Annotated in this window: 15 protein-coding genes and 1 pseudogene; 12 read left to right on the top strand and 4 right to left on the bottom strand. The window is 75.2% G+C overall.

The window, feature by feature from the left end; genetic code table 11:
* Positions 1-3: 3 nt before the first annotated feature.
* From ABZS80_RS00645 to upp, 3 genes are all read right to left on the bottom strand, one after another.
* Entirely contained in the window at positions 4-1,056 is a 1,053-nt protein-coding gene (locus ABZS80_RS00645) for a hypothetical protein (protein WP_355053775.1), read from the bottom strand.
* 10 nt (positions 1,057-1,066) lie between these two features.
* Positions 1,067-1,606, bottom strand: coding sequence for a sigma-70 family RNA polymerase sigma factor (locus tag ABZS80_RS00640; RefSeq protein WP_355053774.1), 540 nt, complete (start codon positions 1,604-1,606; stop codon positions 1,067-1,069).
* Positions 1,607-1,758: 152 nt separating this feature from the next.
* Positions 1,759-2,391, bottom strand: a complete 633-nt coding sequence (upp, locus tag ABZS80_RS00635; RefSeq protein ID WP_151462220.1) for a uracil phosphoribosyltransferase — start codon at positions 2,389-2,391, stop codon at positions 1,759-1,761.
* Positions 2,392-2,518: 127 nt separating this feature from the next.
* Here upp and deoC point away from each other — a divergent pair, with 127 nt between their 5' ends.
* From deoC to ABZS80_RS00585, 10 genes and pseudogenes are all read left to right on the top strand, one after another.
* Positions 2,519-3,478, top strand: coding sequence for a deoxyribose-phosphate aldolase (gene deoC, locus ABZS80_RS00630; protein ID WP_355053773.1), 960 nt, complete (start codon positions 2,519-2,521; stop codon positions 3,476-3,478).
* A 5-nt stretch (positions 3,479-3,483) separates the two neighbouring features.
* Positions 3,484-4,914, top strand: a complete 1,431-nt coding sequence (locus tag ABZS80_RS00625) for an aldehyde dehydrogenase family protein (RefSeq protein ID WP_355053772.1) — start codon at positions 3,484-3,486, stop codon at positions 4,912-4,914.
* Positions 4,907-5,731 (top strand): aldehyde dehydrogenase family protein, encoded by an 825-nt coding sequence (locus ABZS80_RS00620; RefSeq protein ID WP_355053771.1) that lies wholly within the window; start codon positions 4,907-4,909, stop codon positions 5,729-5,731. Before ABZS80_RS00625 ends, ABZS80_RS00620 begins: the two co-directional genes overlap by 8 nt.
* 32 nt (positions 5,732-5,763) lie before the next feature.
* Positions 5,764-6,192 (top strand): BlaI/MecI/CopY family transcriptional regulator, encoded by a 429-nt coding sequence (locus ABZS80_RS00615; RefSeq protein WP_151462224.1) that lies wholly within the window; start codon positions 5,764-5,766, stop codon positions 6,190-6,192.
* Between the two features lie 10 nt (positions 6,193-6,202).
* Entirely contained in the window at positions 6,203-7,108 is a 906-nt protein-coding gene (locus tag ABZS80_RS00610; RefSeq protein ID WP_355053770.1) for a M48 family metalloprotease, read from the top strand.
* A gap of 100 nt (positions 7,109-7,208) precedes the next feature.
* A complete protein-coding gene (locus ABZS80_RS00605) occupies positions 7,209-8,456 on the top strand; it encodes a cytochrome ubiquinol oxidase subunit I (protein WP_355053769.1) in 1,248 nt (415 codons plus the stop codon).
* 11 nt (positions 8,457-8,467) lie between these two features.
* Positions 8,468-9,499, top strand: coding sequence for a cytochrome d ubiquinol oxidase subunit II (locus ABZS80_RS00600; RefSeq protein WP_355053768.1), 1,032 nt, complete (start codon positions 8,468-8,470; stop codon positions 9,497-9,499).
* Positions 9,496-11,172, top strand: coding sequence for a thiol reductant ABC exporter subunit CydD (cydD, locus tag ABZS80_RS00595; protein WP_355053767.1), 1,677 nt, complete (start codon positions 9,496-9,498; stop codon positions 11,170-11,172). Before ABZS80_RS00600 ends, cydD begins: the two co-directional genes overlap by 4 nt.
* Before the next feature lie 20 nt (positions 11,173-11,192).
* Positions 11,193-12,911: pseudogene (gene cydC / locus ABZS80_RS00590) on the top strand (thiol reductant ABC exporter subunit CydC); the annotation flags it as partial.
* 58 nt (positions 12,912-12,969) lie between these two features.
* Positions 12,970-13,659, top strand: coding sequence for a permease prefix domain 1-containing protein (locus ABZS80_RS00585; RefSeq protein WP_355053766.1), 690 nt, complete (start codon positions 12,970-12,972; stop codon positions 13,657-13,659).
* Positions 13,660-13,720: 61 nt separating this feature from the next.
* Here ABZS80_RS00585 and ABZS80_RS00580 read toward each other — a convergent pair whose 3' ends face one another.
* Positions 13,721-14,062 carry a helix-turn-helix transcriptional regulator gene (locus ABZS80_RS00580; RefSeq protein ID WP_355053765.1) on the bottom strand — a complete coding sequence of 114 codons (342 nt, stop codon included), beginning with the start codon at positions 14,060-14,062 and terminating at the stop codon, positions 13,721-13,723.
* 147 nt (positions 14,063-14,209) lie between these two features.
* On the opposite strand from ABZS80_RS00580, the gene ABZS80_RS00575 reads away from it, so the two are divergent.
* Both ABZS80_RS00575 and ABZS80_RS00570 read left to right on the top strand, forming a co-directional pair.
* Entirely contained in the window at positions 14,210-15,181 is a 972-nt protein-coding gene (locus ABZS80_RS00575; RefSeq protein WP_355053764.1) for a DNA primase, read from the top strand.
* Positions 15,182-15,221: 40 nt separating this feature from the next.
* Positions 15,222-17,618 (top strand): transposase, encoded by a 2,397-nt coding sequence (locus ABZS80_RS00570; RefSeq protein ID WP_355053763.1) that lies wholly within the window; start codon positions 15,222-15,224, stop codon positions 17,616-17,618.
* Positions 17,619-17,720: the final 102 nt, after the last annotated feature.

Raw genomic sequence — 17,720 nt, 5'->3', positions numbered from 1 at the left:
CGGTCAGCCGAGCGTATCCGTGCGGCTGGCCTGGAGCAGCAGTCCGTAGTGCAGCACGCGGTGCCGGGGAGCCAGCTCAAGGTACTCGTGGGCGAGCAGCTCGCCGGTGGTGGGATTGAAGACCAGCAACATCTGCGCCCGCTGCGGATTCTGCGGCCGGTCCGCCGGTGGGGTGAGGTCGGCGGTGACGGCCAGGCCCCAGCGCCCCGCACGGTCGACGACCCGCCCGCGCCATGCGAAACCGGGCTTGCCGGCCAGGATGGTCAGGACATCGACGCGACTCCGCCGTGGGACCAGGTGCCGGACGTACAGGTCGTACACGGCCTTGGCTACGTCGCCCGCCGGCTGTTCGGTCCGGAGCAGGTGGGCGAGCGCGGCCCGTTCGGTGGGCAACCCCCGGCCCCCGTCTGGATCCCGCGGTTCCTCGACGGGCCCTGCGGGCGGCGGGGTCGACCGACCGAGGGCGGGCCCGGACAGCTGCTTCGTCCAGTAGTCCCGGGACGCTGTGTCCGGGAACTCCATGTCCAACACCGTCGAGTCCGACCACCGGCGACCGTCGGGCGTCGCCCAGCTTCGGCGTTCCTCCACGAAACTGGCCACGTATCCCTCCGGCGACTCCTGGATCATGCCGCCCCAGGACTTGACGCGGTGGAAGGCGTACCGGCCGCCCTCCCGGTCGGAGGGGGCGTCCGCGATCCGTCGGGCGAGCGCCCGCAGGTGCGGCCCGGCCGGTTCGGCGTCGGTGGCGATCTCGTAAGCCACCGGTTGGAGCACCACCCCGTCCACCGGCTGCGGCGGCCTCGATCCGGTGGGCGCCGGGCCACGCCGGAGGACTGGCACCAGGCCGGCAGTGGCGACTGCACCCGCCGCGACGACGGCGCCGGTCAGGACGACACGACGGCTGGTGAGCCGGCGGGCCGGCGCGGCGGGAGGAAGCGCGTTGGTCTCCGCCTGGACGATCAGGTCGTGCGCGGAAACCAGCGCCGACGGCACGACGACGCCACGCGCCGGGTCGGCCGGGCCCAGGAGGTTTCGGACCTGCTGCTGCGTGTGCATGCTGCTCCTCTTAGACATGGGCGGACGCCGACCGGGGTTCGCGCAGCGGCGGGCGGTCGGCCAGGGCGGAACGCAGTCGACGCCGGGCTCGGAACAGCCGGACCGCGGCGGCGGACCGGGTACACCCCAGGGCGACGGCCGCGTCCGCGACGCTGAGGTCCTCCCAACCGATCAGCCGGAGGATCTCCTGGTCGGCCTCGGGCAATCCGGCCAGTGCCCGGCGCAGGTCGAGCACCGGCGCCACGGCGTCGGGCTCAACGAGCCCCGCAGGGATGTGATCCGCCGCGGCAAGCGGGAGCAGGGTGGGAGCGCCGCGCCCGTGCCGCCACCGGTTCGCCACCGTGTGGCGGGCGACGGAGTAGAGCCACGGGAGGGGGTTTTCGGGGACCTCGCTCCGCCGCCGCCACGCGACGATGAACACGTCCTGGGCGAGTTCGGCGGCCGCGTCGGCGTCCGGAAGCCGCCGCAGCCCGTACCTGACGATGGCCGGGTAGTGCCGGGCGTAGACGCTGGTGAACCAGGCCTCAGCCCGCTCACCCACGGGTTTCATCTGATCGCTCTCCCGACCGGAGTTCCTGACAGGGACACCAGGTATGTGTCAGCGGCGGGGCGGATCGTTACCGGTGGGCGGCGGCGGGCCGGAGAACGTCGTACGGGCACCGCCCCGGTTCGGGCCGGGGCGGTGGGCCCGTCGGGAAGGAGTTAGAAGCGGGGCATGCCGCCGAACTGGCGGTCCCCGGCGTCGCCGAGGCCCGGGACGATGAACATCCGGTCGTTGAGGCCCTCGTCGATCGACGCGGTGACCAGGCGCAACGGCAGCCCGGACCGCTCCAGCCGCTCGATGCCGGCCGGCGCGGCCAGCACGCAGAGCACGGTGATGTCGGTGCAGCCGCGGTCGGCGAGCAGCTGGCAGCAGTGCTCCAGCGAGCCGCCGGTGGCGAGCATCGGGTCGAGCACCAGCACCGGCAGGCCGGCGAGGTCCCGGGGCAGCGACTCCATGTACGCGCGCGGCTCGTACGTCTTTTCGTCGCGGGCCAGGCCGACGAAGCCCATCGACGACTCGGGGAGCAGGCCGAGCGCGGCGTCGGCCATGCCGAGACCGGCCCGCAGCACCGGCACGAGCAGCGGCGGGTTCGCCAGCCGGGTGCCCTCGGTGCCGGTGACCGGGGTCTGCACCGGGTACTTCTCGACGGGGAACGAGCGCGCGGCCTCGTACACCAGCATGGTGGTGAGTTCGTGCAGCGCGGCCCGGAACGACGCGGAGTCGGTCCGGGCGTCCCGCATGGCGGTCAGCCGCGCCTGGGCGAGCGGGTGGTCAATGACGTGTACGTCCACGATCGCTCAACCTACCGGTCGCGGGGCGGGCGCATCGCGGGTGCGGGCGGACCAGCGACCGGGCTCACGTGCCGCGGGCCCGCCGTGACCAAGATCACTCGACGCGCGGGTGCGTAGTATTCGGGGCATGACGGCGACAGCGACGTCGGCCCGGTCGGACCTTTCCGAGCTGGGACGATCCGAGACCGCTCTGCGGACCTTCCTGCACGGCCTGCCCGGCGTGGACCAGGTCGGCGCGGAGCAGCGGGCGGCACAGCTCGGCACCCGCTCCATCAAGACCACCGCGAAGGCCCAGGCCATCGACCTGGCGATCCGGATGGTCGACCTGACCACCCTCGAAGGGGCCGACACCCCCGGCAAGGTCCGGGCGCTCGCCGCCAAGGCGCTGCGTCCCGACCCGGCCGACCCGTCCTGCCCGCATGTCGGCGCGGTCTGCGTCTACCCGGCCATGGTCCCGTACGTGGCCGAGGTGCTGCGCGGGTCCGGCGTGCACCTGGCCAGCGTGGCGACCGCCTTCCCGTCCGGCCAGGCCCCGCTGGAGGTCAAGCTCGCCGACACCCGGGCGGCCGTCGCGGCCGGCGCGGACGAGATCGACATGGTGATCAACCGGGGCGCGTTCCTGGCCGGCCGCTACTCCGAGGTCTACGACGAGATCGTGGCCACCAAGGAGGCCTGCGGGGACGCCCACCTCAAGGTGATCCTGGAGACCGGCGAGCTGGCCACCTACGACAACGTGCGCCGCGCCTCCTGGCTGGCCATGCTGGCCGGCGGGGACTTCATCAAGACCTCCACCGGCAAGGTGCCGGTCGCGGCAACCCCGCCGGTGACCCTGGTCATGCTGGAGGCGGTCCGGGACTTCCGCGCCGCCACCGGGCGCCAGGTCGGCGTGAAGCCGGCCGGCGGCATCAAGACGACCAAGGACGCGATCAAGTACCTGGTCATGGTCAACGAGACCGTCGGCCCGGACTGGCTGGACCCGGACTGGTTCCGGTTCGGGGCGTCCAGCCTCCTCAACGACCTGCTCATGCAGCGCACCAAGCTGACGACCGGCGTCTACGCCGGCCCCGACTACTTCACCCTGGACTGAGCGCGATGTTCGAATACGCACCCGCCCCCGAGTCGCGCTCGGTGGTGGACATCAAGCCCTCGTACGGGCTCTTCGTCGACGGCAAGTTCGTCGACCCGACCGACGGCGGCAGCTTCAAGTCGATCAACCCGGCCTCGGAGGAGGTGCTGGCCGAGATCGCCGAGGCCGGCAGCGAGGACGTGGACCGCGCGGTCCGCGCCGCGCGGGAGGCGTACGAGCGGGTCTGGGGTCCGATGCCGGGCCGGGACCGGGCCAAGTACCTGTTCCGCATCGCGCGGATCATCCAGGAGCGCTCCCGCGAGCTGGCCGTGCTGGAGTCGCTGGACAACGGCAAGCCGATCAAGGAGTCCCGCGACGTCGACGTGCCCCTGGTCGCCGCGTACTTCTTCTACTACGCCGGCTGGGCGGACAAGCTGGAACACGCCGGCTTCGGCGCGAACCCGCGCCCGCTGGGCGTGGCGGCGCAGGTCATCCCGTGGAATTTCCCGCTGCTGATGCTGGCCTGGAAGATCGCCCCGGCGCTCGCGGCCGGCAACACGGTGGTGCTCAAGCCGGCCGAGACCACCCCGCTGACCGCGCTGCTCTTCGCCGAGATCTGCCAGCAGGCCGACCTGCCGGCCGGCGTGGTCAACATCGTCACCGGCGCCGGCGAGACCGGCCGGGCCCTGGTCGAGCACCCGGGCGTGGACAAGGTCGCCTTCACCGGTTCCACCGAGGTCGGTAAGGCCATCGCCCGCTCGGTCGCCGGCACCCGCAAGAAGCTCACCCTGGAGCTGGGCGGCAAGGCCGCCAACATCGTCTTCGACGACGCCCCCATCGACCAGGCCGTCGAGGGCATCGTCAACGGCATCTTCTTCAACCAGGGGCACGTCTGCTGTGCCGGCTCCCGGCTGCTGGTCCAGGAGAACGTCGCCGACCGGGTGCTGGAGTCGCTGAAGCGGCGGATGGCCCAGCTCCGGGTCGGTGACCCGCTGGACAAGAACACCGACATCGGCGCGATCAACTCGTCCGCCCAGCTGGCCCGCATCCGGGAGCTGTCGGAGGCCGGCGCCGCCGAGGGCGCCGAGCGCTGGTCGCCGCCGTGCGAGCTGCCGGACCGCGGCTTCTGGTTCGCGCCGACCATCTTCACCGGGGTCACCCAGGCGCACCGGATCGCCCGCGAGGAGATCTTCGGCCCGGTGCTGTCCGTGCTGACCTTCCGCACCCCGGCCGAGGCCGTGGAGAAGGCCAACAACACGCCGTACGGGCTGTCCGCCGGGATCTGGACCGACAAGGGCTCCCGGATCCTGTGGATGGCCGACCGGCTGCGCGCCGGCGTGGTCTGGGCCAACACGTTCAACAAGTTCGACCCCACCTCGCCGTTCGGCGGCTACAAGGAGTCGGGCTACGGCCGCGAGGGCGGCCGGCACGGGCTGGAGGCGTACCTCAATGTCTGAGCGGGTCGCGGTACGCAAGACGTACAAGCTCTTCATCGGCGGGAAGTTCCCCCGTAGCGAGTCGGGACGGTCGTATCTCGTGCAGGACTCCAACGTGTCGCTGGCCTCCCGCAAGGACGCGCGGGACGCCGTGCTCGCCGCCCGGGCGGCCGTGAAGGGCTGGGCCGGGGCGACCGCGTACAACCGCGGTCAGATCCTCTACCGGGTCGCCGAGATGCTGGAGGGCCGGCGGGACCAGTTCGTCGCCCTGGGCGCGTCCGCCGCCGAGGTCGACGCGGCCATCGACCGCTGGGTCTGGTACGCCGGCTGGTCCGACAAGCTCCCCCAGGTCTACGGCGGGGCGAACCCGGTGGCCGGGCCGTACTTCAACCTGTCCGCGCCCGAGCCGACCGGCGTGGTGGCCGTGGTGGCCCCGGAGTCCCCGGCGCTGCTCGGCCTGGTCAGCGTGATCGCCCCGGCGGTCGTCACCGGCAACACCGTGGTGGTGGCCGCCTCCCCGTCGGCGCCGCTGGCGGCCGTGACCCTGGCCGAGGTGCTGGCCACCTCCGACCTGCCGGGCGGGGTGGTGAACATCCTCACCGGCCGGCTGTCGGAGACCGTGCCGACGCTGGCCGCGCACATGGACGTCAACGCCATCGACCTGACCGGGGTCGCCGACGCCGACCTGGCCGCCGAGCTGGAGGTCAAGGCCGCGGAGAACCTCAAGCGGGTGCTCCGGCCGGCCCCCGCCGACAACGACTGGTACGCCGACCCGGGCATCACCCGGATGACCACGCTGCTGGAGACGAAGACCGTCTGGCACCCGAAGGGCGTGTGAACGCCTTCTACTACGCGGGGTAGGATTACGGGGTGACTCGGCTCGGTGATCTGGAACGTGCGGTGATGGACGTGCTGTGGGACTCGGTCCCCGGCACGTCGGACGGCGTGACCGTACGCGAGGTCGCCGACGCCCTCGACGGGCGTGAGCTGGCCTACACGACGGTGATGACCGTGCTCGACCGGTTGGCCGGCAAGGGCATGGTGCAGCGCGAGCGGGAGGGGCGGGCCTGGCGTTACCGGCCCGCCGCCACCCGCGAGGCGCACATCGCCCAGCTCATGCTCGATGCCCTCGACCTCGGCGGCAGCCGGGACGCCGCGCTGGTGCGCTTCGCCCGCTCGGTCACCGGCACCGAGGCGGAGGTGCTGCGCGCGGCGCTCAGCGCCGAGGCGGGGCTGACCGACCGGGTCGAGGACCCGCGGGCCGGCGGGCCGGCGCTCGACGAGGCGACGGACCGGTAGGGCGGCCGCCGTGGCGTACGCCCTGCACTTCGCCGCGACCATCCTGGCCTGCTGGCTGACCGCGCAGGTCCTGGCCGCCGCGCGGTGGACCTGGCAGGCCCCGCGGGTGGCGATCGTCTGCTGGCAGGCGGTCGGGCTGGCACTCGGCCTCTCCGCCATGGGGCTGCCCATGGCACTCGGCGTGAGCGCGTACGAGCTGCCGACCGGGAGCGCGCTGCTGACCCTCGTCGACGACCTGGCCCACGGCACGCTGCCGGCCGGGCTGGGCGCGCTGCACCTCGGCCTGGTCGGGGTCGGTTTCGGCATCGGCGCGGTGCTGCTCACCACGACCGTGCGCAGCATCCACGGCACGGTGCGCGCCCAGCGCCGGCACCGGGAGCTGCTCAGCCTGGTCGCCCGGCGGGATCCCACGGTGCCCGGCGCGCTGGTGCTCGACCACCCGAGCGCGGCCGCGTACTGCCTGCCCGGGGTGAAGCCGCGGGTGGTGGTCAGCGCCGGCACGCTCAGTCTGCTCGACCGCGCCGAGCTGGCGGCGGTGCTCACCCACGAGCGGGCGCACGCCCAGGAGCGGCACGACCTGGTGCTGCTGCCGTTCACGGCGCTGTGTCGGGCGCTGCCCTGGTTCCGCTGGGTGCGCGACGCGCACGAGCGGGTGGCGCTGCTGGTCGAGATGCGCGCCGACGACAAGGCCCGGGAGCTGCACGCCGGCGCGCCCCTGGCGGGGGCGCTGCGCCGGTTCGCCGCCGCCGGGCACCGGGTCACCCCGGCCGGCACGCTGGGCCTGGGCGACCGGGATCTCGACGTGCGGGTGCAGCGGCTCATGGTGGCCGACCGGCCGCCGCGCGTGCTCGGGGCCACGGCGCTGTCCGTCGCGACCATGCTGGTCGCCCTGCCGATCTCCCTCTTCCTGAGCTGACCGACGGGAACCCGACTCCGGGCCGCCACCGGACCTCATAGGTAGCGAGCCTACGTGTAGGCTCGCTATGACAAGCGAGTCAACTAGTGGGAGGACGGCCATGGATCCCCTGCTCCTCGCCCGCCTGCAGTTCGCCACGACCACCTCGATCCACTTTCTGTTCGTGGTGGTCACCCTGGGCCTGGTCACCCTGCTGGTCGGCCTCCAGACCGCCGGCTTCGTCACCGGCAAGCCGATGTACGAGCGGCTGACCCGCTTCTGGGGCCAGCTCTACGTGATCAACTACGTGCTGGGGATCGCCACCGGGATCGTCATGGAATTCCAGTTCGGGCTGAACTGGAGCGGCCTGTCGCGCTACGTGGGCAACGTGTTCGGTGCGCCGCTGGCCATCGAGACGCTTGTCGCCTTCTTCCTGGAGTCCACGTTCCTCGGCATGTGGATCTTCGGCTGGCACCGGCTGCGGCGCGGCGTCCACCTGGCGCTGCTCTGGGGGGTCGCGCTCACCGCGTACGCCTCGGCGTTCTGGATCATGGTGGCCAACGCGTGGCTCCAGCACCCGGTCGGCTACGAGGTGCGCGACGGCGTCGCCCACCTCACCGACTTCGGCGCGCTGCTCACCAACCCCACCCTCGGCTTCGCCTTCGGCCACGTGGTCTCGGCCGGCCTCGTCACCGGCGGGATGCTGATGGCCGCGGTCAGCGCCGGGCACCTGCTCCGGCGCACCCCGGACTACGCGCTCTTCCGGAAGTCGCTGCGGATCGGCCTGATCACCGCGGCGCTCGCGGTGACCACGCTGCAGGGCTTCGGGTTCGCGCAGTTCGGCCCGGTCGGGAAACTCCAACCGACCAAGTTCGGCGGCGGCGCCGACCGCGACGCGCTGGTCGCCGAGTGGACGGCGCGGTTCGGCCCCGGCGACTACACCCCGCCGGCGCTGTCCAGCGTCGGCCTCGGCTTCATGATCCTCATCGGCTTCACCCTGGGCTGCGCCTGGTTCCTGCTGCCGCTGCTGTGGCGGGACTGGATCATCCGGCTGAAGTTCCCGCTCTGGCTGGTGCTCCTCGCCGTGCCGCTGCCGTTCGTCGCGGTGATCCTCGGCTGGATCGCCCGCGAGGTGGGGCGCCAGCCCTGGGTGGCGTACGGGCTGCTGCCGACCGGCCAGGCCGTCTCACCGGTGAGCCCCGGGCTGATGCTCACCTCGCTCATCGGCTTCACCCTGCTGCTCGGCACCCTCGCCGTCACCAACTGGGTGCTGCTGGTCCGGCACGCCGCCCGGGGCGCGCACGACCCCGCGCTCGGCCGCCCGCCCGCGCCGGACGCCGACCACCACCCCCACCCCGTGTTCGCCTGAGGGAGCCCGCCGTGGAACTCGCCTGGTACGCCCTGCTCGGCCTCTTCTTCGCCACCTACCTCGTGCTCGGCGGCTACGACTACGGCGTCGGGCTGCTGCTGGCCCGGGGCGCCACGCCCGGGGCCCGTCGGGCCGCGCTGAACGCGGTGGGGCCGTTCTTCCTCGGCAACGAGGTCTGGCTGGTGGCCGCGGTCGGCATCCTGTTCGGCGCGTTCCCCACCCTGGAGGGCGAGCTGCTCACCGGCCTCTATCCGGCCGTGCTCGGGGCGCTCACCGGGGTGGTGCTCGTGACGGCCGGGGTGCAGTTGCGCAGCCGGCCGCGCGGCGGGACGGCCCGCGCCTTCTGGGACCGGGTGGTGGTGGCCGGCAGCGTGCTCGCCGCGCTCGGCTGGGGAGCAGTGCTCGGCGGGCTGCTCCAGGGCGTGCCGCCGGCCGGCGACGGGCACGCCGCCGGGGTCGGTCACCTGTTCACCCCGTTCGTGGCCGCCGCCGCGCTGGCGCTGCTCGCGCTGGTCGCCGTACACGGTGCGACCTTCCTCACGCTGCGGCTGCCGGCCGCCGACGTGCCGTCGGTCGCCCGGCTGGCCCGGGGCCTGATGCCGGCGGCGCTCACCGCGGTCGCCACCGCCACCGCCCTGGGCCTGCTCTCCGATCGGGTACGCGCCGCGGTGGCCCGCCCGGCGGTCGCCGTACTCCTGCCATTGGCGCTGGTGGCGGCCCTGCTGGCGGCCCGCGCGGCGCTGCGCCGGGGCCGGGCCGGGCTGGCCTTCGCCGCGACCAGCGTGGCGCTGGCCCTGCCGGTGCCGCTGGTCGGCGCGGCGCTCTGGCCCCGGGTGCTGGTCTCCACCGTCGACCCGGCGGCCGCGCCGCAGCTGACCGACGCGGCGGTGCTGACCGTGGCGGACGCGGCCGCGAGCGGGCCGACGCTGGCGCTGCTGGGCTGGCTGGCGCTGCCGCTCGTTCCGGCCCTACTAGGCTTTCAGGCAATGTGCTGGTGGGTGTTCCGGGGACGGACCGACGGCAGGGCACCGGTGTACTGGTGAACCGCCGCCCGTTCGACCCGCGGCTGCTGCGCCGGGTCCCCGCGGCCCGGCGCGACCTCGCCGTGCTCGCGGTGCTCGGCGGGCTGACCGCCCTGCTGGTGGTCGCGCAGGCCACCGCACTGGCCACCCTGCTGGCCACCGCGATCGACGGGCGGCTGCACCGGCCGGCGCTGGCCGGTTTCGGGGCGGCGGTCGCGGCCCGCGCGCTGGTGAGCTGGGCGCAGGGCACCGTGGCGGCCCGGGCGGCGGCCACGGTCAAGGCGGCGCTCCGGGCCGACCTGCTGCGCGCGGTCGGCCGGCACGGCCCCACCTGGGTCGCCGGCCGGCGGGCCGGGCAGCTCGCCACCCTGGCCGGGCGCGGCCTGGACGCGCTCGACCCGTACTTCACCGGCTACCTGCCGCAGCTCGTGCTGAGCGTGACCGTGCCGCTGGCCGTGCTGGCCCGGATCGTGCTCGCCGACTGGAGCTCCGCGCTGATCATCGCGCTGACCATCCCGCTCATCCCGGTCTTCGGTGCGCTGCTCGGCTGGCAGGCGCAGGCCGCCACCGAGCGGCAGTGGCGGCGGCTGTCGCTGCTCGGCGGGCACTTCCTCGACATGGTGGCCGGGCTGCCCACGCTGCGCGCGTTCGGCCGGGCCCGGGCCCAGGTCGACGTCGTGCGCCGGATGGCCGACGGGCACCGCCAGGCCACCATGAAGACCCTGCGGATCGCCTTCCTGTCCGCGCTGGTCCTCGAACTGGTCGCCACCCTGTCGGTGGCGCTGGTCGCCGTGCCGGTCGGCATCCGGCTGCTCGGCGGCGGGATCACCCTCTCCACCGCGCTGCTGGTGCTGCTGCTCACCCCGGAGGCCTACCTGCCACTGCGGGCCGCGGGCAGCCGGTTCCACGCCAGCATGGAGGGGCTCACCGCGCTGGACGAGGCGCTCACCCTCTCCGCGACGCCGGAGGCCGCCGCACCGGGAGCCGCCGGGCCGGCGCCGGACGGCCGGGGCGAGATCCGCTTCGAGGGCGTGACCGTCGCGTACGAGCGGACCACGGCCCTGCGGGACGTCACGCTCACCATCCGCCCCGGCGAGCGGATCGCCGTCATCGGGCCCAGCGGGGCGGGCAAGACCACCCTGCTCAACCTGCTGCTCGGCTTCGTCACCCCGACCGCCGGCCGGGTCACCGTCGACGGGGTGGACCTCGCCGGGGTCGACCTCGACGCGTGGCGGCGGGAGCTGGCCTGGGTGCCGCAGCGGGCCCACCTCTTCGCCGGCTCGCTGGCCGACAACATCCGCCTGGGTGCCCCCGACACCCCGGACGCCGCGCTGGCCGGCGCGGTCACCGACGCCGCGCTGGACGAGGTGGTCGCCGCCCTGCCCGACGGGCTCGGCACCACGCTCGGCGAGCGCGGGCACGGCCTGTCCAGCGGGCAGCGGCAGCGGGTCGCGCTGGCCCGGGCGTTCCTCCGGGACGCCCCGCTCGTGCTCCTCGACGAACCGACCGCCCGCCTGGACAGCGCCAGCGAGGCCGTCGTGCTCGCGGCCACCCGGCGGCTGGTCGCCGGGCGTACCGCGCTGCTGGTCGCGCACCGGCCCGCGCTGCTGACCGACGCCGACCGGATCCTCCGCGTCGAGGACGGCCGGGTCACCGAGCTGAGTCGCGTACCGGCCGGGAAGGTGACGCCATGACCGACGGACCCGAGCGGGCGGTGCTGCGGCTGGCCCGGCCCTACCTGGGCCGCCTGCTGGGCGCCGGGCTGCTCGCCGCGGCCACCGAGTTCGCCGGGCTGGCCCTCATGGCCACCGCCACCTGGCTGCTGATGAGCGCCGCGGGCCGGCCGCCGCTGGACCGGCTGACCGTGGCGATCGTCGCCGTGCGCGCGCTCGCGGTGAGCCGGGGCGTGTTCCGCTACACCGAGCGGCTGGCCGGGCACGACGCCGTGCTGCGCATGATCACCGACGTCCGGGCCCGGGTCTTCGCCACCCTGGTGGCCCGGCGCGACGCCGCCGCCCAGCGCACCGGCGACGCGCTGAGCCGGCTGGTCTCCGACGTGGAGGCGGTGCAGGACCTGCTGCTGCGGGTGCTGGTGCCGGGCGCGGCGGCCGCGCTGGTGAGCGTGCTGGCCGTCGGGAGCGCCGCGCTCATCTCGCTGCCGGCCGCGGGCGTGCTCGCCGCCGGGCTGCTGGTGGCCGGGGTCGCGCTGCCCGTGCTGGCCGCCGGGCTGACCCGGCGGGCCGCCGACGAGGTGGCCCCGCTGCGCGGCGCGCTCGCGGTGGACGCGGTCGACCTGACCCACGGCGCCGCCGACCTGGCCGCCTTCGGCGCGACCGGCACGGCCCTGGCCGCCGCCGAGACCCGGGCCGGTCGCCTGGCCCGGCTGGAGCGCCGGCTGGCCGCGACCGGCTTCGCGGTGGACGCGGCCGGGGTGCTCGTCGGCGGGCTCACCGCCGCCGCCGTGGTGGTCGTGGCCCTGCGCGCGGGCGTCGGCGGGGTGCTCGTCGGTGTCCTGGCGGTGGGCACGCTGGCCGCAGTCGAGGTGTCCCTCGCGCTGGTCGGGGCGGCCCGGCAGCGCACCCAGCTCCGCGCCGGCCTGGCCCGGGTGGCCGACCTGCTCACCGAGGCCGGGGAACCGGCGCCCACCGCACCCGCCGGACCGGCGTCCGGCGGGCACGACGTCCGGTTCGCGGGCGTGACCGTCCGCTACCGGGAGGGGGCGGCGCCCGCCCTGGCCGCGGTCGACCTGGACCTGCCCGCCGGCCGGCGGGTGGCCGTGGTCGGGCCGAGCGGCGCCGGTAAGAGCACGCTGGCCGCCGCGCTCACCGGCGCGGTACGCCCCGACACCGGCCGGGTCACCGTGGACGGCGTGGACGTGTCCGACCTGGCGGACGAGGAACTGCCCCGGATGGTCGGCGGCCTGCTCGCCGAGGCGTACGTCTTCCACGCCACGGTCCGGGAGAACCTGCTGCTCGGGCGGCCCCGCGCCGACGAGGCGGAGCTGACCGCCGCCACCCGGGCCGCCGGCCTGCTGGACTGGGTACGCGCCCAGCCCGACGGCTGGGACACCGTGGTCGGCGAGCAGGGCGGGCAGCTCTCCGGCGGGCAGCGGCAGCGGCTCGCGCTGGCCCGGGCGCTGCTGGCCGGCCCGCCGGTGCTGGTGCTCGACGAGCCGACCGAGGGGCTCGACCCGGCGGCCGCGGACGCGGTGCTCGCCTCGACGCTGGCCGCCACCCCGGCCGGGCATTCGGTGCTGCTGATCAGCCACCGGCTCAGCGGCCTCGCCGGGCTGGACGAGATCGTGGTGCTCGACGCGGGCCGGGTGGTGCAGCGCGGCCGGCACGAGGAGCTGGTGGCCCGGCCGGGCTGGTACCGGGAGCAGTGGCTGCTCCAGGAGGCGGCCGAGCGCGGCTACCTGGCCCTGGCCCCCTGAGCCGCTTTCCGGGATTTTCCCCGACGCGGCCGGCCCGGTGCGGTGGCAGGGTGGTGCCATGCGGGGGTACGAGGAGATCCGCGTCGACGAGCGGCTGCGCGAGCTGGCCGGGCAGCTGCACGGGCCGGCCCGGCTCAAGGCGGACCTGCTGACCGAGGCGCGGCACGCGCTGGAGGACGCCGTCGAGGCGTACCGCGAGGGGGGCCTGCCGGTGGCGGAGGCCGAGCGGCGGGCGGTGGCCGACTTCGGCAGCCCGGCTCAGCTCGCGCCCGGCTACCAGGCCGAGCTGGCCGCCGGCGCGCTGCGTGGGCTGGCCCTGCGGGCGCTGGCGGTGGCCGCGGTGCTCATGGTCGGCGGCGACCTGACCTGGCGGGGGGCGAGCTGGAGCGACGGCCCGCGCCCGCCGGAGGCCTACCTGCTCCTCTCCGCCTCGGTCAACGGCATCTGGGCCGTGGTCGCCGGGCTGGCGCTGGTCGGGCTGCTGCTCAACCTGCTCGCCGCCCGGTACGCCACACCACGGTTGCCCCGGCTGGCCCGCGCGGTGGGCTTCGGGCTGACCGGCGGGCTGGCGGTCGGCGCGGGGGCCGGCGTGGCGCTGTTCGGCTGGTCGGTCCACCTTTGGGACGCGGCGCTCACCTGGCCCCCGATGATCATCGGGGCGGTGCTCCTCGGCGCCGCCTGGTTCGCGCTGGCCCGGGCGGCCCGCTACTGGCTGCTGAGCGCCCGCGGCCCGCGGCTCGCCGGCTGACCCCCGGATCGCCGGCCCCCGCGTGCGCGGCGGGTGTCCCGCTGTCCCGCCACGGCCTCGCTCAGGCCGGGGTGGGCGGCGGTTCGTCGGTGCCGAGGAAGCGGCCGACCGTGGCCCTGAACTCGCGCCATCCCGCGCGCTCCCCGGCGAGCGCCCGGCCGCCGGCGTCGGTGAGCTCGTAGGTGCGCCGCTCCCGGCCGTTGACGGTGCTCCAGGCGCTGGCCACGTAGCCGGCCCGCTCCAGGCGGCGCAGCGCCGGATAGATGGTGCCGGTGGGCAGGTCCAGGGTGCCGCCGCTGCGGGCCCGGAGCGCCTCGATGATCGCGTAACCGTGCAGCGCGCCCTGCTCCAGCACCGCGAGCAGCAGCGCATCGAGGTGTCCGTGCAGCGCCTGGGCCTTCATGCGTAGCAAGGCTACTTGTCCGCGGGTCGGGACGCCACCGGGGTGCGGCTCCCGGCGACGGCGGGACGCCCACTAGGGTATGTGCCCAGAGTCACTCGGCGGCCGACCGTCGCCGGGTGGGCAACCCGAAAGCACACGGAGGTCAGCGTGGCCCGCCAGTCGCCCCAACGGCCCGACGCCGACGAGCCCGAGCTCGACGACACCACCGCGTCGACCGCAGCAGACGAGGTCGAGGTCGACCGCCCGGCGGCGGACCGCGCGCTCTGGGACGAGCTGCGGATCGACCCGGTGGAGATCGCCCTGCCCGCCGGCACCGGCTTCACGCTGCGGGCGTACCGGCCGGCGCGCGAGCTGACCCCGACCGACGTCGCCGAGCGCGACGAGGACGACCCCTTCCTGGCCCGTCGCCAGGTCGTCGAGACCGAGGACGACGAGGAGGTGGTGATCCTCGACGAGGAGTTCGCCGCCCTCGCCGCCGAGGAGGACGAGGACGCCGACGCCGAGAAGCGGGCCGGGCGCCGCCGCCGCGGCAAGGCCGAGGCGGCCGCCGACGAGGCCGCCGACGAGGCCACCGAGGCCGCCGACGAGGACGAGGCGGACGAGGACGAGGACGAGGCGGACGCCGCGGGTGACGAGGAGGTGCCCGTCTTCCTCACCCACCGCGGCAAGCTGCTGCTGTTCAAGACCCCGGAGTCGCTGGTCAGTTTCATCCGTTCCGGTGCGCCGAACGACCTGTCTCAACTGGACAGCTGGAATGAACTGTCCGAACGGGTTGAACCCGCCGACATCGCCCCGCTGGACGAGGACACCTACGAGCTCGACCTGGTAGTGGAGAACCTCCGCGGCGGCCACGACGCGTGGGACCCGACGCTGCTGATCGAAGCCGGCGAGGTCGCCCGTGACCTGGCGTACGCGCTGCGGCTACCGGCGGTGCTCGACATGCTCTCCGCAGGCTCCAGCCTGGATGACCTGGACGAGGCGCTGCGCAGTTCTGTCAACGGCGGAATCGGTGGATTCCTGGGCCGGCGCCGGCTGAAGAAAATCGGGGCACAAACCGCAAGTTTGGGTTGGCGCACCATTGTCGGCAAGATCTCTGCTGTTGTGGACTGGCGCGACTGACCCGGAGCGGGGAGCATCAGTCTCTGGCAGAGCAAGACCTGTGTCCCGGGAGGAGGACGACGCCGTGGCGCTCGTGCGCGTGTACTGCGGTCTGGCCTCGGCGGATTCGGCCGACCGGTCGGCTTCGGTCGAATCGACGCTGACGTCCGCTGTGGTCGACGACGCAGGCCGTCTGCTGCATGTCTGTGAGATCGGTGACGACCCGGCTGGCTACGCCCAACTGGTCGCGCTGCTCGTGGAGCGGTCGGGCGGGCCGAGCGGTGCGGCCATCGCGGCCGACAGCGACGACCACACGGTCACCTCGCTGCTCAGCGCGGCGGGTCGGCCGCTGGCGATTGCGGACGACGACTCGGTCGACGACTTCGCCGAGCGCTTCGCGGACGACGACTCGCTGGAGGAGATGCAGTCCCCGCCGGCCGAGCGTCGTGCGGTCGGGCTGGCCCGTGCGCTCCAGGCCGGCGCGCTCTCCGCGGTGACCCTCCCGGCGCCACGCGACCTCGCCAACTACAAGCAGGTCCTCGCCGCGCACGCGGCACTGGCCAGCGGCCGGCACTCCGCCGCGGTGGCGCTGCGCGAGGTGCTCCGCGAGCTCTACCCGGCCGCGCTGCGCGCCTATCCGGACCCGGCCGAGCCGGTCTCCCTGGCCATCCTCGACGCGCTGCCCGAGCCGGGCATGCTCGCCGGCACGGTGGCCCGGGGCCGCGAGGTCGCCGTGGCGGCGGACGCCGTCGCCGCCCACCTGGCCGCCGAGGGTGTCGCCGACGCGGACACCATCAACGACGCGGTGACCGCGCTGCGGGTCGCCATCTCCGAGACGCCCCGGCGGGCCGCCGTCAACCGGGCGCTCACCACCGCCGTCGCCGAGACCGTGCGGCAGGCCGTCGCCTCCGTCCGAGCCTGCGACGCCGGCTGCGACGCGCTGGTCGGCGCGCTCAGCGCCCGGGTCACCACGCCCGCTCCCGCGCCGGGCCGCCGCGCCGCCGCACGCCGCGGCGAACAGGTCGAGGAGCTGGTCCCGTCGGCCGCCGCCGGGCTGCGCCCGGTGCGCCCCGCCGAGCCCGAGCCCGTCGCGGAGCAGGCCGCGCGACGCAGCCGTCCCGAGCCGGTCTCCGGGCTGGTGGGTCGGCGCAGCCGTCCCGAGCCGGCCGGTCCGGCCGCCCCGCCCTCACCGCGGCCGCTCGGCCCGCCGCCGGTGGCCCCGGCTCCGGTCACGCCGCCGCCCGTCGCCCCGCCGCCCGTCGCCCCGGCGCCCGTCGCCCCGGCCGCCTCGCTGGGCCGGCCGGCCTCCCCGCCGCCCGCCCGCCCCGAGCCGACCGGCGCCCCACTGCCGTCGCGCGTGGACGGACCGACCAACCGGCCGATCTCCGCCCCGCCCCCGCCGCCGCCCGGGATCACCCCGATCGCCCCGGCGCAGCGCGGCACCGTGCCGCCGGCCGATGCCGGGGAGCCGTTCCGCCCGACGCTGACCACCGCGGCCATCAACAAGGCCCGGGCCGAGCGGCAGCGCACCGTCATCCCGCCCCGGCCCAAGACCACCCACCAGGAGCCGCCGACCGGCGGCTTCAGCGCCACCGACCTGACCATCCCCGTGCCGACACCCCGCCCCGGCCAGGAGACCGCTCCCCCGGGCTCCCGGGCCAACTGGCCGCTGGTCAACACCGGCGAGGATCAGGACGACCGGGCCACGGAGGCGCCGGCCTACCCCTACGGGCGGGGCGTGGACGCACCGAGCGACCCGGGCCGGGTCACCCCGCCGTGGCTCGCCGACGACCTGCCGCAGGAGCCGCCGATGCTGCGGCTCGTGGAGCCGCCGCCGCTGGCCGACCGGGCGCTGCGTGACCAGCTGAACCCGCCGACCGACCCCGGGTTGGACGCGCCGCCGCTGCGGCTGGTCGACCGGCCGGACGCCAACCGGCAGAACCGCCCGGCGCCCCGCGCCGAGGTGCCCCCACCGCTCGAGCGGCGTCCCGCGCCGAAGGAGCACCGGCCGCCGCCGGTCTCCGACGAGGGAGACGGCGACCTGCTGATCTTCGCGCAGGCGAAGTCCGCCTGGTTCGTCGGGCACGGCGACGAGGCTGACCTGGACTGGTCGACCACCGCGGACACCGGTTGGCAGGCGGCCGAGCAGGCGGCCCGCCCGTCGGTGGGCTCGGAGACCAAGGCCGGCCTGCCCAAGCGTGTCCCGCAGGCCAACCTGGTGCCGGGCTCGCCGCTGCGCGAGGAGCGTCCACTCCGGATCGTCCGCAACGCGGCCAGCCTCGCCGAGAACACCACCGGCTACTTCCGGGGCTGGCGTCGCGGCCAGGAGATCGGCGGCTTCGCCGTCGGCGGTCGCCCCGGCCGGGAGGCGGCCGGCGGCTGGGACTTCAGCCGGGACACCGGCGACCGCGACGACGACCGGGAGTACGAGTACCGGTCCGCGGGCTACCGGTCCTGATCGGAGTCCCGTCCCACCCCACCCGCGTGTTCCTGCCCACACCCGGATAATTTGACGCCGGACGCGGCCGGCCGGGAGCATACCCGGCGGACCAGCCGGCGG

The sequence above is a fragment of the Micromonospora sp. NPDC005305 genome, from assembly GCF_040607315.1.
GTDB lineage: Bacteria > Actinomycetota > Actinomycetes > Mycobacteriales > Micromonosporaceae > Micromonospora.
Note: the sequence above shows the minus strand (reverse complement) of the source record. Positions and strands in the feature narration are given on the sequence as shown.